The following is an 18,252-nucleotide window of genomic DNA, read 5'->3' on the forward strand; positions in this document are numbered from 1 at the left end:
TTCCTCACTCAATATAGCATAATGAACCGCTCTAAGCAAGTCTCCGCCTGGCTTTACAGGTCAAATAACGAAAGCTGGTTCTCGTCCGGAAGACCTTCGAGACAACCAAGATTGTCGAGCGTTTCGATAATCGTTTTCGATAACTTGGCACGTTTCTGTAAATCTTCTTTCGACAGGAACTCGCCACCTTTTCGGGCCTCGACGATTTGTTTTGCCGCATTTGTTCCGAGCCCTGTCACGGCGTCGAACGGTGGTAACAGCGAATCGCCTTCGATTAAGAATTCACTGGCGCTCGACTTATACAAATCGACTTTTTGGAACGTAAAGCCGCGTTCAATCATCTCAAGCGCAATTTCAAGAACCGTATAGAGTCCTTTATCCTTCGCCGTCGCCTCGAATCCTTTATCTTTGATATCTTGTAAAACTTTTCGGACGGCAGCTGTTCCTTTGTTCATCGCGCCGATGTCAAAGTCACCCGCTCGGACCGTGAAGTACGATGCGTAGTAGTACATCGGATGGTGGACTTTGTAATAGGCAATCCGGACCGCCATCAAAACGTAAGCTGCAGCGTGGGCTTTCGGGAACATGTACTTGATTTTTTTACACGAGTCGATGTACCAAAGGGGTACACTGTTTTCAATCATCGCTTCTTCCATCTCAATCGAGAGCCCTTTCCCTTTACGGACGGATTCCATGATTTTAAAGGCAAGCGACGGCTCAAGACCGGCATAAATCAAGTAGACCATGATGTCATCCCGGCAGCCGATGACGTCTTTCAGTTCACATGTTCCGTTATAAATCAACTCACTGGCATTCCCGAGCCAAACGTCCGTTCCGTGCGACAGACCGGAAATCTGGACGAGTTCCGAGAACGTCGTCGGTTTCGTTTCTTCAAGCATCTGTCGAACGAACTTCGTCCCGAACTCTGGAATCCCGAGCGTTCCGGTTTTCGAATCAATCTGTTCCGGTGTGACACCAATCGATTCCGTCGAACTGAAAATTTTCATGACCTCGGCGTCATCGACGGGAATCGTTTTCGGATCACGACCGGATAAATCTTGCAGCATCCGAATCATCGTCGGGTCATCGTGTCCGAGAATATCAAGTTTCAGTAGATTATCGTGAATCGAGTGGAAGTCAAAGTGTGTCGTTTTCCATTCCGATCCCATATCGTCCGCCGGGAACTGGATCGGACTGATATCATAGATGTCCATGTAGTCCGGGACAACGATGATACCGCCGGGGTGCTGTCCTGTCGTCCGCTTGACACCTGTCACCCCGCTGACGAGCCGGTCGACTTCCGCGTTACGGTAATTTAAATCATTTTCCGACTGATACCCCTTCACATACCCATAGGCCGTTTTTTCGGCAATCGTCCCGATCGTCCCTGCACGGTAGACATAATCATCCCCGAACAAGACTTTCGTATAGGCATGGGCTTTCGGCTGGTACTCCCCACTAAAATTCAAATCGATATCCGGTACTTTATCCCCCTTGAACCCAAGGAACGTTTCGAACGGGATGTCGTGTCCGTCTTTCGTCAATGGAATTTGACACGTCTTACATTCCTTATCCGGTAAATCGAATCCGGATCCGACCGACCCATCATCAAAGAACTCGGATTCTTGACAGTTCGGACAGACGTAATGCGGCGGTAATGGATTAACTTCCGTGATCTCCGTCATCGTCGCGACGAGACTCGATCCGACAGAACCACGCGATCCGACAAGGTACCCATCATCAAGCGATTTTTTTACGAGTTTATGCGAAATCAAATAGATGACGGCAAAACCATGGCCGATGATTGATTTCAATTCCTTTTCGAGTCGGGCTTCGACGATTTCCGGTAACGTTTCCCCATAAATTTTATGTGCCATGTCGTAGGACAGATTGCGAACCTCATCATCAGCACCGTCAATTTTAGGAGTAAAGAGATCTTTCGGGATGATATCGATGTTTTCGAACATCTCAGCGACTTTCTGACTATTCGTGACGACAAGACGTTCTGCAAGATCCGGTGCAAGGAACCGGAAGTCTTCCATCATTTCCTGCGTTGTCCGGAAATGAGCCGGGGGAAGCTGTTTCCGCATGTTGAGCATATTTGCCCCACCTTGCGTCCGAATCAAAACTTCACGGTACGTCGCGTCATGGCGATCGAGATAATGTACGTTCCCTGTCGCGACCGGCAGGATGTCGTTTTCCTCTGCGACCCGGATGACTTTTTTGATCAACTCACGAAGTTCGAGTTCATTTTGAACGATTTCCCGCTCGATTAAATGACCGTACATCGCCGGCGGCTGAATTTCGATGAAATCATAAAACTGCATGACCTTCGCTAAATCTTCATCCGATTTATTGAGCGCCGCATCAAACACTTCCCCATTGTCACACGCAGAGCCGATGATTAAACCTTCCCGGTGCGCAACGAGCTGCGAACGTGGCGTCCGAACGACACGATGGACGTGTTTCGTATGCGCAATCGAGATGAGCTGGTAAAGATTTTTTAGCCCCGTCCGATTTTTAGCATAGACGGTCGCATGATATGGACGCGTCCGAGAAATGTCTTTTCCCATCTCCCGGTTGAGCGACAAGTGCGTTGTCATGTTGAACATCTCATCTGCCATTTGCAATAACTTCAACATCAAGTAGCCGGTTGCTTCCGCATCATAAATCGCACGGTGATGTTGTGTCAGTTCGATATCAAACCGTTTCGCGAGCGTATTCAAACGGTGATTCTTCAGTGTCGGCATCAAGACACGTGCCAGTTCAAGCGTATCGATAACGGGCAATGTCGATTCGTCATGTTCACCAGAACGAAGCGTCGCATTCAAAAACCCGATGTCAAAGGCCGCATTATGGGCGACAAGAATCGAATCCCCCGCCCAGTCCATGAATTCCTTGACGACTTGTTCCGGATCCGGTTTCCCACGGACCATGTCATCGGTGATGCCCGTCAAATCGATCGTCGTCGCAGATAATAAGTGTTTCGGATCAGCGAATGCTTCGAATTTATCAATCACGTCTCCGTCATAAATTTTTACGGCAGCTAATTCAATGATTTTGTTATACATCGCTGATAATCCGGTTGTCTCGACGTCAAAGACGACGAACGTCGCGTCCTCAAGACTGCGATCGACCGGGTTATAGGCAACTTGGACACCATCATTGACGACATTCGCTTCGATTCCATATAATACCTTAATGTCATTTTTCTTTCCGGCATAATAGGCATCCGGGAAGCTTTGCGCTCCCGCGTGATCTGTGATGGCGACGGCCGGGTGTCCCCAAGCAGCAGCACGTTCGACGTACTTCGTCACGTTCATGACAGCATCCATCTGACTCATTTGCGAGTGCGCGTGCAATTCGACACGCTTCTCACCTGTCCAAGGGTCACCCGGAAGTTCAACCTTCACTTCAGACAATTGTGCAATCATCATACAGAGATCGCGGAGGAAGGTGTCGAACTCGACTCGTCCAGCCACTTGAATCCACATGCCCTTTTTGATTGCTGATAGGACTTTGACGTCCGTTTCATCTCGTGCAAACATCTTGACGACAAGCGAATCGGTATAGTCGGTCAATTTAAACGTAAAGATCGTTTTTCCACTTCGTAATTCCCGGCTCTCTGCTGAGAAGACAAGTCCCCGAATCGCAATCCGACGTTCTTCATCTTGAATCGTCTTAATCGGCACGATTTCATCTTGAATCGGTTTTCCAATCCGAATGTCGACCGGTCCCTCATCATCATCGCGCGACTGCTCACGTTTGAATTGAAGCTCGAGCATCCGTTTCGCTTCCTCGATGTCCTCTTGTTTGACTTGATTGCGTAACGCCTCTTGCGTCGATTGATCCATCTGGACAATCGGTTCACAAACAAACTTCGGAAATCCATAGGCACCGTATAATAATTGCATCTCTCCACACAGATCATTCTTTAAAAAACCAGCTTCCGGTTCACTCCGAACAGGGATGAAGAGTTTATTTTCCCTAAACTCTGGCAAAACACGACTGAGCTGGGTCCGCATTGCTGCAGACGCATCCGCTAAATCCTGAACGACGTACGGCCAGTAGTCGATGAAAAGTTTGCTTTCCGGACGATCGTCCGAAACGAGGTTTAATTTGACTTCCGCAAATTGTTGATAACGACTCGTCAAACGACTGAAAAACATCTGATAGACGTTTTGCGGCAAAATCTTCGGAATTCGAATTTGGAACGTCCACGTTGAATTGCTTTTATTGACACGGAGCTTCTCAAGGGTAGCCCCCGTAAAATATTCTTCAGTAATTCCTGTCGGTAAATCTAAATCACTCATTAAAAGCGACATGCGTTGTTGTGTATCCACTCGCAATTGTGCTGTCCTATCGCATCACACCGTGACAGCAACTCCTCCTCCTCTTGCAGATTGCCCAAGGGGCGAATGGGTGTGAGACAAGAAAACAGTCACTTAAACGTTTTAAGTGACCGTTCCCATTACTTATTCTAAACCTTCATACAGCGAACGAACAGCCTGAACGAGATTTCCTTGTTCAATTTCTTCTGCTTCGCCGCCGCGGCGTGCTTTCAGCTCAACGATTCCGTCTGCCGCTTTTTTCCCGACGTTGATTCGAACAGGTAAGCCAACTAAATCAGCATCTGCGAATTTCACGCCAGCCCGTTCTTTCCGATCGTCAAACAGAACAGAGAATCCAGCAGCCGTCAGTTGACGGTAGACGTTTTCTGCCACTTCCATTTGCTCAGCGTTTTTCCCATTGACGGCAATCAAATGCACATCATACGGAGCAATCGCTTTCGGCCAAATGATACCACGCTCATCATAATGCTGTTCGACGACGGCAGAAAGTGTCCGTGAAACACCGATGCCGTAACAACCCATGATAAGGGGTTGCGCTTTTCCACCTTCATCAAGGAACGTCGCACCCATTCCTTGCGAATAGCGTGTCCCGAGTTTGAAGACTTGTCCGACTTCGATACCGCGGGCGAACTTGACGTGCCCCTCGCCGTCTGGTGAAGCATCGCCTTCTTCGACGAAGCGCAAATCTGTATATTCCGCTTCGAAATCACGACTTGGATTTACATGGATGTAATGCGTTTCCGCTTTATTCGCTCCACAAACTGCGTTCGTCAAAGCGCGGACAGCATAATCCGCCACGACCTGCATGTCTGCTCCAATCGGACCGAGCGTGCCCGGTTTCGAATGCAGTGCTTGTTCGATTTCCTCATCAGAAGCCATCGTGATATCAAGCGCACCAAGGTAGTTTTTCAATTTAATGTCATTGACTTCGTGATCACCCCGGACGAGGGCCATGACGAGACCTTGTTCCGTCTTGAAGACGACCGTCTTGATTGATTCGGTTGCCGGTACCTGCAGGAACTCGCCTACCGCTTCAATCGTTTTCGCTTCTCCTGTATTAACGGTTTCCAGTGCTTCCGGTGCTTTGCCTTGTACGTCGTACGCGTCAACAGCTTCTGCCATCTCAAGGTTTGCTGCGTAATCCGACTGATCGGAATAAACAATCGTATCTTCACCGATTGCTGCAAGTGCATGGAATTCATGTGTGCCACTTCCACCAATCGCACCCGAATCGGCAACGACAGGGCGGAACTCTAACCCGACACGCGTAAAGATTTTATTGTATGTTTCAAACATGTTTTGGTATTCGTCATCCAGGCTTTCTTGTGTCGCATGGAACGAATACGCATCTTTCATGATGAACTCACGTCCGCGCAAGAGACCGAACCGCGGGCGACGTTCGTCACGATACTTCATTTGAATCTGAAACAGATTGACCGGTAATTTTTTGTACGAGTTCAACTCATCCCGAACGATTGACGTAATTAATTCTTCATGTGTCGCACCGAGCGCGAACCGTCGATCATGACGGTCTGTCAAACGCATCAATTCTGGTCCGTAAATGTCCCAGCGCCCGGTTTCTTCCCATAGCTCTGCCGGTTGAATGGCTGGCATCAATAGCTCTTGTGCCCCTGCCGCATCCATCTCTTCACGAATGATCGTCTCAATCTTCGCTAAGACACGTTTCGCAAGTGGCAAGTATGAGTAAATTCCTGCTGCATTTTGACGGACAAAACCCGCACGTAATAAAAGTTGATGGCTAATAGCATCTGCGTCTGATGGTACTTCACGCAATGTTGGCATAAACATTTTCGATTGTTTCATAATGAGTCGTGAACCCCTTTGATTGAAAGATTAAAAGAACTTCTGGATGTCATTCCATGTGACGACGAGCATCAAGAGCATGAGCAGTGCAAATCCAACGAAGTGCACGAGCCCTTCTTTTTGCGGGTCGACCGGTTTGCCGCGTAACGCTTCGAGGAAGAGGAAGAGTAATCGACCACCGTCAAGCGCGGGTAGTGGTAATAGGTTAAAGACCGCTAAGTTGACGGACAATAGAGCTGTCCACGTCAAGAGCATCGAAAATCCGCTGTCCGCTACCTGGTCCGTCATCTTGACGATTCCGACAGGACCTGATAGTTGATCGACACCAACGACCCCCGTCACTAAGTCACCGACTGCGCCGACAATTAACGTCGACATCCGCCATGTTTCCGTTACACCCGTTTCGAGTGCCGTCCCGAACGACTTTTCCGTCTCGTTCGTCACACCGATGATTCCGACTTTTTGATCGCCTTGTTGTTGAATTTTCGGCGTAATTTGTGTTGTTGTTTCTTGACCATCCCGCTCATAGACGACGGTCGTTTCTTTTCCAGCTTCATCTTGGAAGCCAGCACGCAGGTCTTCCCATTTTGTCGTCTCGTCTCCGTTGACGGAAACAATCCGGTCGCCTTCGACGAGTCCTGCTTGGTCCGCCGGCGAATCTTTTTGAACGGTCCCGATGACACTTTCACCCGTTGGAGAACCGTTGTATAACGCTAATCCAAATAAGATGAGGAAGGCGAGAACAAAGTTCATCGCTGGTCCGGCAGCAATCGCAAGTACCCGTTTAAAAACGGATTTCGAACCAAATGTCCGGTCGTACGGCGCAATTTGTGTTCGTGTCTGCCCTTCGACGAGGAAGGCGGTTTTTGAAATATCGTATCGTGTCGAGACTTCGTCTTGTAACCCAACGAGCTCTAACTTGTGCAATAAATCAATCCGTTCGACCGTCACGACTTGGTCTGCCTTCGGATGGCTTGCGTCTAAATAGATCACGTCGACAAGGCCCTCGTTCATGCCTAAGCCAACAGCCTGACCAGGTTTGACTTCAACGAACTCTGGCTCTTCGCCAGCCATCTTAACATATCCGCCAATTGGCAAGAGGCGCACTGTATACAATGTCTCATTTTTGAAAAACGAGAAGATTTTCGGTCCAAAGCCGATCGCGAACTCCCGGCAAAGGATTCCAGCGCGCTTCGCCATTACGAGATGACCCCATTCATGTACGGCAACAAGTACACCGAACATCAATACGATCGAAATAAAGGTCGTCATTGCTATCCCATCCTTAGTTAGCGAGTGAAAGTGACGCGACAAACGCACGTGCCCAGCGATCCGCCTCTAAAATTTGATCCAAAGACGGATCGTTGATCAGTTCATGCGCCCGTAACGCAGCTTCAACACTCACTTCGATTTCTAAAAAGCTGATTTCCCCTTTTAAAAAGCGGTCAACGGCTTGTTCGTTCGCGGCATTAAGTACTGAAGGCATCGAACCCCCCGCACTACCCGCTTCAAAAGCGAGGCGTAATAAGGGATAGCGTTCAAATGAAGCTTCAGCAAAGTTCAAGCGTCCGATTTCTTTTAAGTTTAACCGTTCTCCCCCTTTGATTTCAAGGCGGGACGGATATGTAAGGGCATATTGAATCGGTTCACGCATATCCGGCATACCGAGCTGTGCCATGACGGCACCATCATTGAACTCGACCATCGAGTGAATGATTGACTCTCGGTGAATGACGACATCGATTTCTTCATACGCAACATCAAATAACCAGTGGGCTTCAATGACTTCGAACCCTTTATTCATCATCGTTGCAGAATCAATCGTAATTTTCGCCCCCATCGACCAGTTCGGATGATTCAGCGCTTGCTCGACCGTAACATCCGCCAATTGATCGCGCGTCATGTCACGGAAACTACCGCCAGATGCCGTTAAAATAATTTGACGGACATCTTCACGTCGTTCTCCATTCAAACATTGGAAAATCGCTGCATGCTCACTATCGACAGGTAAGATAGCAACACCTTTTTCACGTGCTTTTTTCATGACAAGATGTCCAGCAGTAACCAAGGTTTCTTTATTCGCGAGACCAATCGTTTTTCCTGCTTCAATCGCTGCGAGCGTCGGACGGAGACCGACTGCACCGACGACTGCCGTGATGACAATATCTGCTTCTTCCATTGTTGCGACGTCAATCAAGCCTTGATCGCCCGTCAAAATTGTCGGACGATAGTCGAGTAGCTTTTGCAACTGTCCGCGCGTCACTTCGTCCATGACGGAGACAAGCATCGGACGTAAACGATTCAACCACGGAACTGCAACGTCAATATTTTTCCCGAACGCAAAACTGACGAGTTGAAACTGTTCAGGATTGGCGGCAATGACGTCCAGCGTCTGTGTCCCGATCGAACCTGTTCCCCCAATAATACTGACTTTCTTCATGTAACTTCCTCCTCAACTGAAGATGCCGAGTGTGATCAATACCGTAAAGACGATTAACATGCTATCAAAACGATCAAGAATCCCACCGTGCCCCGGAAGTAAACTTCCGGCATCTTTCACGCCATAATGTCGTTTGTATGCTGATTGTACGAGATCACCCAGTTGACCGACGACAGCTACGATCAGTGCTAATAAAACGACTTCCGCATACCCGATTGTCGGTGTAATCGCTTCAAAAATCACACCAAGAAGTACCGCGAGTAAAATTCCGCCTGCCGCCCCTTCAATCGTCTTATTTGGACTGATTGCCGGCCATAGTTTTGTTTTGCCGAAACGTTTCCCGACAAAATAGGCACCTGAATCTGTGAACCAAATCAAAAGAATGATTAACAGCGATAACGTCAGGCCATTATCCAGTAAACGGATGAACGCGAACGATGCAAAACCAACACCGACATAAACACTCGTTAGTAGCAAAAAAGCCACGTCGTCAAACGTGAACACATTTTTTGAAAATACAGTCCAAAATAGACCGACTAAAATAATCAGCATTCCCCAAGCAAGTGGAGATAATCCGCTTACCACTGTTTGTTCACTCGTTAATTCATAGACACGAATGAAGGGAAGCAATGTCCCAATCCCGAACAAGAGAACGGGAATCGACGAAAAGCTCAGTTGTCTCATCTTGACGAGTTCTGTATAACCGATCACTGTTAAGATTGCCATGAAGGCAAGAAATGGAAGACCACCCAAGTAAAGTAACCCTAAAAAGATGGCACCTGCCCAAATCCCTGTAATAATACGCGTTTTCATAAGCTATGTCCTCGTTTAGTCAGACGCCGCCGAATCGGCGTGTCCGTTGATTGTAATCCTCGATTGCTGTCAAAAATTGTTCCCGTCGAAATTCCGGCCACAAGACATCGGTGAAGTAAAACTCCGCATAGGCTGCTTGCCATAACAAGAAATTCGATAACCGCTGTTCTCCGCTCGTTCGTATGACGAGATCGACATCTGTCATGGAACCCGTCATCAATTCGTGTTCGATGACCTCATTTGTAATCTCAGTCGGAAGCAGTTGTCCGGCTTGTACTTTTTCAGCAATCTTTTGCATGACTTGAACGATTTCATCTCGCCCGCCATAATTTAATGCAAAAATTAACCGTAGTCCAGTATTGTCAACTGTATCCTGTTTCGCTTGTTGAACTGCCTCCCGTGTATAGACGGGTAAACGCGATATTTCACCAGCGACTTCTACTTTGACATTGCGTTCATTCAAGTCTTTTAAATCCGACTCTAAAAATTGAGCCGGTAACTTCATCAAGAAACTGACTTCTTCTTCAGGACGCGTCCAGTTTTCAGTCGAGAAAGCGTATAAGGTCAGACTCTTTACCCCTAACTCATTAGCGACGCGGACGACTTCGCGAACTGATTTCATCCCTTCACGATGCCCCATGATGCGGGGAAGTCCTCGTTTTTTTGCCCAACGTCCATTTCCATCCATGATGATCGCGATGTGATCAGGTACGTGTTGTTCGATCACTTCTTTTGTCTGGTTTAACCATTGAAACATGTACTTCTTCCTCCCCTCATTCATTTATAAGAAGAAGGGGACTCTTCGTGTGACAAAGAGTCCCCAACATGACGACGATTCGCGTCATACTTCCATAATTTCTTTTTCTTTATCCGTCGCTGTTTGATCAAGCGCTTTGACGAATTTATCCGTCAATGTTTGGACATCTTCCGTATAACCACGTAAGTCATCTTCTGTTAACGCTCCATCTTTTTCTTCTTTCTTCAGTTGCTCGTTCGTATCACGGCGAATGTTACGTAATGCAACTTTTCCTTCTTCCGTATACTTCTTGACGAGCTTAACAAGTTCTTTTCGGCGATCTTCCGTAAGTGGCGGAATCGCTAAGCGAATGACCGTACCATCTGAAGATGGGGCTAATCCTAAATCTGCACGTTGGATTGCTTTTTCGATTTCTGTAACCATCGATTTATCCCAAGGTGTGATTAAGATGAGGCGCGCTTCCGGTGTATTCACGTTCGCGACTTGATTAAGTGGTGTCGGTGAACCGTAGTAATCGACATGAACAGGATCAAGGATTGCAACGTTCGCACGACCCGCACGGAGTGTCGCAAGTTCTTTTTTAAGTGAAAGATGCGCTTTTTCCATCCGATCTTCGGCTTGTTTCATGATTTGCTGTGACATATTATTTCCCCCTTACGAGTGTTCCAATTTCGTCGCCAACGACGACGCGTTTAATATTTCCTTCTTCCATCAATGAGAAAACGATGAGCGGAATATCATTATCCATGCAGAGTGACGTTGCAGTCGAATCCATGACTTGCAAGCCGTCTTTTAATACATCGAGGTAAGACAATGTCTCGAATTTTTTCGCATCCGGATCCACGTTCGGATCGGCCGAATACACACCATCGACATTGTTTTTCGCCATCAAGATGACTTCAGCTTCAATTTCAGCGGCACGAAGCGCTGCTGTCGTATCTGTCGAGAAGTACGGATTTCCCGTTCCGGCCGCAAAAATGACGACCCGACCTTTTTCTAAGTGACGCATCGCACGACGACGAATGTACGGTTCAGCAACTTGTCGCATTTCGATTGAAGTCTGAACGCGCGTTTCAACGCCTACTGACTCTAAGCTATCTTGTAATGCGAGCGAGTTCATGACCGTCGCAAGCATCCCCATATAATCGGCATTTGCCCGGTCCATTCCAAGTTCTGCCCCTGTTTTACCACGCCAAATGTTACCTGCACCTACAACAACGGCAACTTGTACATTCAATTCTACCAATTCGCGAATCTGTTGAGAAATTGAATTGACGATTGCGGGGTTGATTCCGAACCCTTGATCACCTGCGAGCGCTTCTCCGCTCAATTTTAACACAATCCGGTTATATTTCGGTTGCATGACTACGTCCTCCTTGCTAAATTCCGTAAAAAAGGAACACGAACCACTTCCACACGAAAGTGGATTGAAGCATACGTGTTCCTTCTCTTGTCATCAGGAAATCCTGATTCTTATTTTTTAAGTTGGTTCATAACTTCTTCAGCGAAGTTTTCTTCACGTTTTTCCATACCTTCTCCAACTTCGAAGCGTACGAATGAAACGACTTTTCCGCCTTTAGATTCTACGTATTTACCAACTTTGAAGTCTGGGTCTTTAACGAATGTTTGGTCGACGAGGCAAATTTCCTCGAAGTACTTGTTCATACGTCCAGCAATCATTTTTTCAACGATGTTAGCAGGTTTGCCTTCGTTGATTGCTTGCTCTGTCAAGACTTTTTCTTCACGTGCTTTTTCTTCTTCTGTTACAGAAGAACGATCGACGTAAAGTGGGCGTGCCGCTGCGATGTGCATCGAAACATCTTTTGCAACTGCTTCGTCTGTTGTTCCTTCGATGACGACGACAGAACCGATACGTCCACCCATGTGGAGGTAAGAACCGAACGCTGCGTTGTCTTCTTTCGTGAAGAGTGCTACACGGCGGAGTGAAATTTTCTCTCCGATTGTAGAAGCTTCTTCAGAAATATACGTTTCGATTGTTTTACCCGCTTCGTATTCAGAAGCAAGAGCTGCTTCAGCCGTTTCAGAACCGTTACGGAGAACTGCATCCGCGATGTTTTGAACGAGTGATTGGAAACGTTCGTTTTTTGCAACGAAGTCTGTTTCTGAGTTGATTTCGACGAGTGCTGCTTTGTTTCCGTCAACTGCGACTGCTGTCAAACCTTCTGCTGCGATACGATCGCCTTTAGCTGCTGCTTTTGCGATCCCTTTTTCACGCAAGAAATCAACTGCCGCGTTCATATCCCCATCCGTTTCAACGAGCGCTTTTTTGCAGTCGAGCATACCTGCACCTGTTTTTTCACGAAGTTCTTTTACCATTGCTGCTGTAATAGCCATTCGATATTCCTCCTTATAACGTCCTTATTTTCAAAAAAAAGGTGATAAAAGGTCAATTCCCTTTATCACCTGGCATCACGAATTACTCAGCGTCTGCTACTACTTCTTCAGTAGTTTCAGGTGCTACGTTATCTTCGCCTTGTTTAACTTCGAGGATTGCGTCAGCCATTTTACCAGTGAGCAATTTGACTGCACGGATCGCATCGTCGTTCGCTGGGATGACGTAGTCGATTTCGTCTGGATCACAGTTAGTATCAACGATCGCAACGATTGGGATGTTGAGTTTGTGTGCTTCTGCAATCGCGATACGCTCTTTGCGTGGGTCAACGATGAAGAGTGCATCTGGAACGCCTGGCATATCTTTGATACCGCCGAGGAATTTCTCAAGACGAGTCATTTCTTTTTTAAGAATGATGACTTCTTTTTTAGGAAGAACTTCGAACGTACCGTTCTCTTCCATTTTTTCGAGTTGTTTCAAACGGTTAATCCGTTTTTTGATTGTAGAGAAGTTCGTGAGTGTTCCACCTAACCAACGTTCGTTGATGAAGTATTGACCAGCACGGATCGCTTCTTCTTTCACAGTGTCTTGAGCTTGTTTTTTCGTACCAACGAAAAGAACGTTTCCGCCTTCAGACGCTACTTCACGGATGAAGTTGTAAGCTTCGTCTACTTTTTTAACCGTTTTTTGTAGGTCAATGATGTAGATTCCGTTACGTTCTGTGAAGATGTATTTTGCCATTTTTGGGTTCCAACGGCGTGTTTGGTGACCGAAGTGTACACCAGCTTCTAACAATTGTTTCATCGAGATTACTGCCATGATGAATTCCTCCTTTTGGGTTTTGGATGTCCTCCGCGATGATCGTTGTCCCAGCTAACCTATTAAAGGCACCGCAGCCGGCGATACATGCGTGCGTAATTAACACCGTAGACTAATATAGCATAAACTTTACCGTCGGGCAACCTTCGTTTTTGAAGAAAGTTTCGCAATCAATGCCACTTCACCCGTTCCTCGATTTAAAGACCGCGCGAGTTGATCCAGATCGGCCCCTGCTGCAAGTTGATCTTTCACATCTGTCAGTACTGGCTGAACGGATTCAGCCGATTCTTCCTGCGCCTGTTCGAACTGTGGGAGTTCTGTTACATCAGGACTGACGACCGTTTCATATGAGGACTGGGTAGGAGCAGCCTCAGCAGTCGGTTGCTCCTCGCGTTCTGCCAATCCGTTCACTTGTTCCATGAAGCGAAGCAAGATTTCTTCCGTTTCTTGTTTTTGACGTTCAAGATCAGTCACACGATCTTTTAGCAATGCTTGTTGTTTAAATAGAAGCAACAGACCATAACTAACGACCGCCGCCAGTAAAATATAAAAAATTGTCATAGTAGTTCCTTTCACATCGCGACACGATCAGACAAATAGGCACTTCCTAGCGCTTGCTTTAATTTACGTAACGCCTTCGAGTGGATTTGTGAGATCCGTGAAGTCGACAATCCTAGCACTTCTCCGATTTCCGTTAACGTCAGTTCTTCAAAGTAGAAAAGGGACACAACATATTGCTCTTTTTCCGATAGTTGCTCGACTTCTTCTGCAAGCTTCGAAATCAATTCACGCATCAGTAACGTATCTTCCGGCGTCGCTGCTTCCGGGTCGAGATACGATACAGCCATTGCTTTTCCCTCATCTTGGAGCGTCACCGCCTCGTCGATCGAGAGGACATTCGCAAAGTAACTTTCTGCAAGCGCCGTCTTGACTTCGTCCGGACTCATTTCGACGATGGACGATACTTCATCAAGCGTCGGCGTCCGTTGTAAGCTCTGCTCGAGAATTTCGACGGCCGCCTCGACACGTTTCGATTTTTCACGCAAAGAGCGTGGCAGCCAGTCAATTTTTCTTAATCCATCTAAAATGGCTCCACGAATTCGAAAGGCCGCGTATGTATCGAATTTATTGTTATGATTTTGATCGAACTTTTGCAGTGCGTCGTAAAGACCCATCATACCAAGACTTTTTAACTCATCACGATCGACACTTTTCGGAAGTGTCGCACTAAGACGTTGAACGTGGTATTGAACTAGAGGTTCATAATTCAGAAGTAATAGGTCAGCTACCGCTATATCGCGCGTCGATAGCCATTTATCCCAAAGTTGTTGTAGTTCCTCACGCATGACCATTCCTCCTCTAAATTTCCAGCGTTCCGACGTTGACCGTCCGAATGACGAGACGACCAGAGCTTGAATGGAACTCGATCGTCCGACCGTTCGTTCCACCAACATCTTCCGCGACGAGTGGGATTTTCGCTTGTTGCAATGCTGCTTTAACAGCAGCGATGTTCCGTTCACCGATACGCATCGATTCATGTTCATATTTGAATTGAAACATTTGCGCTCCCCCGGCAATCTTTGCCCGTAACCGAATCGCGCCACCTTGTCGTAAGCGCTTTACAAGCTCAGTTACTGCAGTATCTGCGAATTTCCCGACTTCAACGGTGATATCGCGACTGATTGCCGAGTCTGGGAGCATGACGTGTGCCATGCTCGATAGACCACGTTCTTGATCATAAATGATGACGCCGACACAGGAACCTAATCCTGCAGTACGAAGGACGACCGGTTTTCGACTAACGGCATATTCCGCTATTCCAATCCGAATGACTTCATCCATCAACTTCCACACCCAATCGTTGAAAGACCGCTGCAAAAGCATCTGCTTCTGGCAATAATAATAAATGACCGTTTAAGTCGTTGCCTAAACTTGAAAGACGCGTATCGATGTATACTGCCATGTTACCAAATTTTGTCGACTCAAGTAAGGCAACTTCCAAAATTGCTCCAACCATATCAAAAGCGGAGGCAGGAACCGTCACATGAACGGATAAATCCAGCCAGTCAGAAATCGCGCGAGCGTAAGCGCCGATTAAGATATTGCCGATTTCTTCCCAAGCGGAAACACCGATTGCATGATGTTCCGAAAAAAACTGAAACGGCTGTTGCATCAACTGAGAAATCAGTTTTTCCGCATCTTGGAGCGGCATCAAAAAGAGTAGAGACGCCTTGATATCTCCTGTAAAGCGAAGTAAGGCTCCAGCAGTGTAAGCTTCCGCTCCGCCTACACGATCAATAATCGTCGAAAAGTGTTCGAGTTCTGCTGACGGTACTTCAATTTCAACAGGCTGTCCAAGAAGTGTCGATAATGCCGTAGCTGCATGCGCTGCCCCGATGTTTCCGACTTCCTTGAAAATGTCCTGTTCCATCCGATTAAGCATGAACGATGTCCTCGAATAAACGGTTCGGCTCAAGTAAGGAGAACAATTGATCTTCCCCTTTAGCGATTGCTGTCAAATAATTGGTTTCTTCTTGTTTTTGATCAGTCAACGGTTCAATCCGGACATCGATTGCTTCAACGACTTCATTCGCCCGATCGACGATGAACCCAGCATCTCCATGTTCGAGCGTCGCGATGATGATTCGTGTTTCTTCCGTTCCTTCGATTTCCTCAAAACCAAGACGCGTCCGTAAGTCAATCACCGGTGTCACGACCCCGCGCAAATTGATGACGCCTTTTACGTAAGGTGCAGCGTTCGGGATTCGTGTAATCGGAATCACGCGTTCGATGGAGCGGACCGATTGAACATCAATCCCGTAAGCATTTTGTTCCAGTTGAAAAACGACCCATTTTTGTTCCATTATCTATTCCCTCACTTTCGTAGCAGTGCATTGCTATCGATGATTAACGCGACTTGACCGTCCCCAAGAATCGTCGCGCCAGAAATCGCGCGAATTCCTTCCAAATAACTTCCGAGCGGCTTCATGACGATTTCCTGTTGACCAATTAATTCAGTGACCATCAATCCGGCTAATTTTTCACCACTTCGAACGACGACAACTGAGTAGGCTTCTGCTTCTACTTGTGGAAGACCATACACTTCATTCAACGAAATCAATGGAACGAGTTGTCCACGGAAATCAAACACCTTTTCACGATGCGCTTGTAAGATGGCATCTTGTCGAAGCGATGTCGTTTCGATGATTGCCGTCAGCGGAATCGCATACGTTTCTTGACCGAGCTCAACAAGCATCGCGGAAATGATTGAGAGCGTCAATGGAAGACTGATTCTAAAGATTGTCCCTTCGCCACGTTTCGTCTCGACGAAAACTTCGCCACCGAGCGACTCAATCTTCGATTTGACGACGTCAAGACCTACGCCACGTCCCGACAAGTCGGTTACTGTTTCTGCCGTTGAGAAGCCTGGTGCAAATAGTAGCATCGACGCTTCTTCCGGTGTTAAGACAGCAGCTTCTTCTTCCGTTAGCAACTCTTTCTCAATCGCAATCCGCGTGACCCGCTCATGGTTGATTCCTGCCCCGTCATCTTCAATCTCAATGAAGACCCGGTTTCCAGAATGATAAGCACGTAACGACAGATTGCCTTCGACTGGTTTCCCGGCCAAAATTCGATCCGTCTTGCTTTCAATGCCATGATCGACGGCATTACGGATTAAGTGAACGAGGGGATCACCAATCTCGTCAATCACTGTTCGATCAAGCTCCGTCTCTGCACCCGTGATATGCAATTTAATATTTTTACCGACATCTTTTGAAACCGATCGGACCATCCGTGGGAAACGATTGAAGACCTGTTCAATCGGCATCATGCGTAACGTCAAGACCAGCGATTGTAATTCATTCGTGCCGCGTTTAATGCGTTCGACGGTTTCCGTCAATTCAGATGAACCGACTTCGGCAGCAATTCGTTCTAAACGACCACGATCAATGATGAATTCTTCGAATAAGTTCATCAAACGGTCAATTCGTTCCAAGTTGACACGAATCGTTTTCGAGGCGACTGGTGCTGTTACGTCTGTTGTTTCGCTGACGACTTTCGTTTCTGACTCGACTGTTGATTTAGGTTCAACTAACGTGGATGTCGCAACTTCGGCTTCTATCGTTGTTTCAAAAGGCTGAATCGAGACGTGTGCCACTTCCGACACTGACTGGATGCCTTCAGTCACTTCTTCCTCTGATTTCATCGTGACGAACAAGACATCGAAACTTGTTTCGAATTGTTCTTGCTCTAATTCATCTGAAGTCGGATTCGAAAGGATGACATCGCCTAGACTTTGAAGACGGTCGAACACCATGTAGACACGCGCCGCTTTTAAAATGACATCTGCCGATAGTTCGACCGTGATGACGTATGCATGGTAACCGGACGCAATCGATTGTTTAACGACAGACTCTGAATAGACATCACATTCAAAATTACGTTTCGTCGCCACAGCCGTCGCTTCTTCAGTCGTCTCTACAGCAGTTTCTTCTGCTTGAATGAATCGTTTTAATCGTACGACCGTTTCTTTCACGTCGAGCTTTCCGGTTCCACCTTGACTGATGTCCTCAACCATCGTTTCGAGTTGTTCCGCCGCGATGAACAAAACATCAATCAGCTCTGGTGTAGCAGGTTGCGTCTTTGAGCGCACTAAGTCAAGCGCACTCTCCATTTCGTGTGTTAAATCCGCGATGGCATCGTACCCCATCGTACCGGACATTCCTTTTAATGTATGGGCAGAGCGGAAAATCTGATCGATGACGGCTTCATCATCGAGACGCTGTTCAAAAATGAGCAGACTTGAATTGATAGCTTGCAAATGTTCAATCGATTCGTCTAGAAACAATCCTAAATATTCATTTAAATCCATTGGTGATACCCTCCTTCATGA

Annotated in this window: 16 protein-coding genes; all 16 read right to left on the reverse strand. The window is 47.0% G+C overall.

The features are described from left to right. Positions 1 to 53: 53 nt before the first annotated feature. The gene (locus tag KNP88_RS01425) at positions 54 to 4,325 is read right to left on the reverse strand and encodes a PolC-type DNA polymerase III (protein ID WP_483297874.1); all 4,272 of its coding nucleotides are present in this window, start codon (positions 4,323 to 4,325) and stop codon (positions 54 to 56) included. A 150-nt stretch (positions 4,326 to 4,475) separates the two neighbouring features. Next, positions 4,476 to 6,176 (reverse strand): proline--tRNA ligase, encoded by a 1,701-nt coding sequence (locus tag KNP88_RS01430; RefSeq protein WP_088837347.1) that lies wholly within the window; start codon positions 6,174 to 6,176, stop codon positions 4,476 to 4,478. Between the two features lie 30 nt (positions 6,177 to 6,206). After that, the gene (gene rseP / locus KNP88_RS01435) at positions 6,207 to 7,448 is read right to left on the reverse strand and encodes an RIP metalloprotease RseP (protein WP_214892029.1); all 1,242 of its coding nucleotides are present in this window, start codon (positions 7,446 to 7,448) and stop codon (positions 6,207 to 6,209) included. A 13-nt stretch (positions 7,449 to 7,461) separates the two neighbouring features. Beyond that, positions 7,462 to 8,616, reverse strand: a complete 1,155-nt coding sequence (locus KNP88_RS01440; protein WP_214765126.1) for a 1-deoxy-D-xylulose-5-phosphate reductoisomerase — start codon at positions 8,614 to 8,616, stop codon at positions 7,462 to 7,464. 12 nt (positions 8,617 to 8,628) lie between these two features. Next, the gene (locus KNP88_RS01445; protein ID WP_088837350.1) at positions 8,629 to 9,429 is read right to left on the reverse strand and encodes a phosphatidate cytidylyltransferase; all 801 of its coding nucleotides are present in this window, start codon (positions 9,427 to 9,429) and stop codon (positions 8,629 to 8,631) included. 19 nt (positions 9,430 to 9,448) lie between these two features. After that, on the reverse strand, positions 9,449 to 10,186 hold the full coding sequence (locus KNP88_RS01450) for an undecaprenyl pyrophosphate synthase (protein ID WP_029330752.1): 738 nt from the start codon (positions 10,184 to 10,186) through the stop codon (positions 9,449 to 9,451). A gap of 84 nt (positions 10,187 to 10,270) precedes the next feature. Next, entirely contained in the window at positions 10,271 to 10,828 is a 558-nt protein-coding gene (gene frr, locus KNP88_RS01455) for a ribosome recycling factor (protein WP_029330759.1), read from the reverse strand. A gap of 1 nt (position 10,829) precedes the next feature. Then, on the reverse strand, positions 10,830 to 11,549 hold the full coding sequence (gene pyrH, locus KNP88_RS01460; RefSeq protein ID WP_088837351.1) for a UMP kinase: 720 nt from the start codon (positions 11,547 to 11,549) through the stop codon (positions 10,830 to 10,832). Positions 11,550 to 11,659: 110 nt separating this feature from the next. Then, positions 11,660 to 12,541 carry a translation elongation factor Ts gene (gene tsf, locus KNP88_RS01465; RefSeq protein WP_214765130.1) on the reverse strand — a complete coding sequence of 294 codons (882 nt, stop codon included), beginning with the start codon at positions 12,539 to 12,541 and terminating at the stop codon, positions 11,660 to 11,662. A gap of 82 nt (positions 12,542 to 12,623) precedes the next feature. Further along, complete coding sequence (gene rpsB, locus KNP88_RS01470) at positions 12,624 to 13,358, reverse strand: 30S ribosomal protein S2 (protein WP_012370721.1); 735 nt, start codon at positions 13,356 to 13,358, stop codon at positions 12,624 to 12,626. A 129-nt stretch (positions 13,359 to 13,487) separates the two neighbouring features. Further along, on the reverse strand, positions 13,488 to 13,919 hold the full coding sequence (locus KNP88_RS01475; protein WP_214768583.1) for a hypothetical protein: 432 nt from the start codon (positions 13,917 to 13,919) through the stop codon (positions 13,488 to 13,490). A gap of 11 nt (positions 13,920 to 13,930) precedes the next feature. Then, complete coding sequence (locus KNP88_RS01480) at positions 13,931 to 14,704, reverse strand: FliA/WhiG family RNA polymerase sigma factor (protein WP_029330769.1); 774 nt, start codon at positions 14,702 to 14,704, stop codon at positions 13,931 to 13,933. Positions 14,705 to 14,717: 13 nt separating this feature from the next. Continuing rightward, entirely contained in the window at positions 14,718 to 15,200 is a 483-nt protein-coding gene (locus tag KNP88_RS01485; protein ID WP_029330771.1) for a chemotaxis protein CheD, read from the reverse strand. Then, a complete protein-coding gene (locus KNP88_RS01490) occupies positions 15,193 to 15,801 on the reverse strand; it encodes a chemotaxis protein CheC (protein ID WP_029330772.1) in 609 nt (202 codons plus the stop codon). Before KNP88_RS01490 ends, KNP88_RS01485 begins: the two co-directional genes overlap by 8 nt. Continuing rightward, positions 15,794 to 16,222, reverse strand: a complete 429-nt coding sequence (locus tag KNP88_RS01495; RefSeq protein WP_029330774.1) for a chemotaxis protein CheW — start codon at positions 16,220 to 16,222, stop codon at positions 15,794 to 15,796. Before KNP88_RS01495 ends, KNP88_RS01490 begins: the two co-directional genes overlap by 8 nt. Before the next feature lie 11 nt (positions 16,223 to 16,233). Beyond that, complete coding sequence (locus KNP88_RS01500) at positions 16,234 to 18,231, reverse strand: chemotaxis protein CheA (RefSeq protein WP_214765134.1); 1,998 nt, start codon at positions 18,229 to 18,231, stop codon at positions 16,234 to 16,236. Between the last annotated feature and the right edge of the window lie 21 nt (positions 18,232 to 18,252).

Source organism: Exiguobacterium sp. H66, assembly GCF_018618705.1.
In the GTDB taxonomy this organism is placed as follows: Bacteria; Bacillota; Bacilli; order Exiguobacteriales; family Exiguobacteriaceae; genus Exiguobacterium_A; species Exiguobacterium_A oxidotolerans.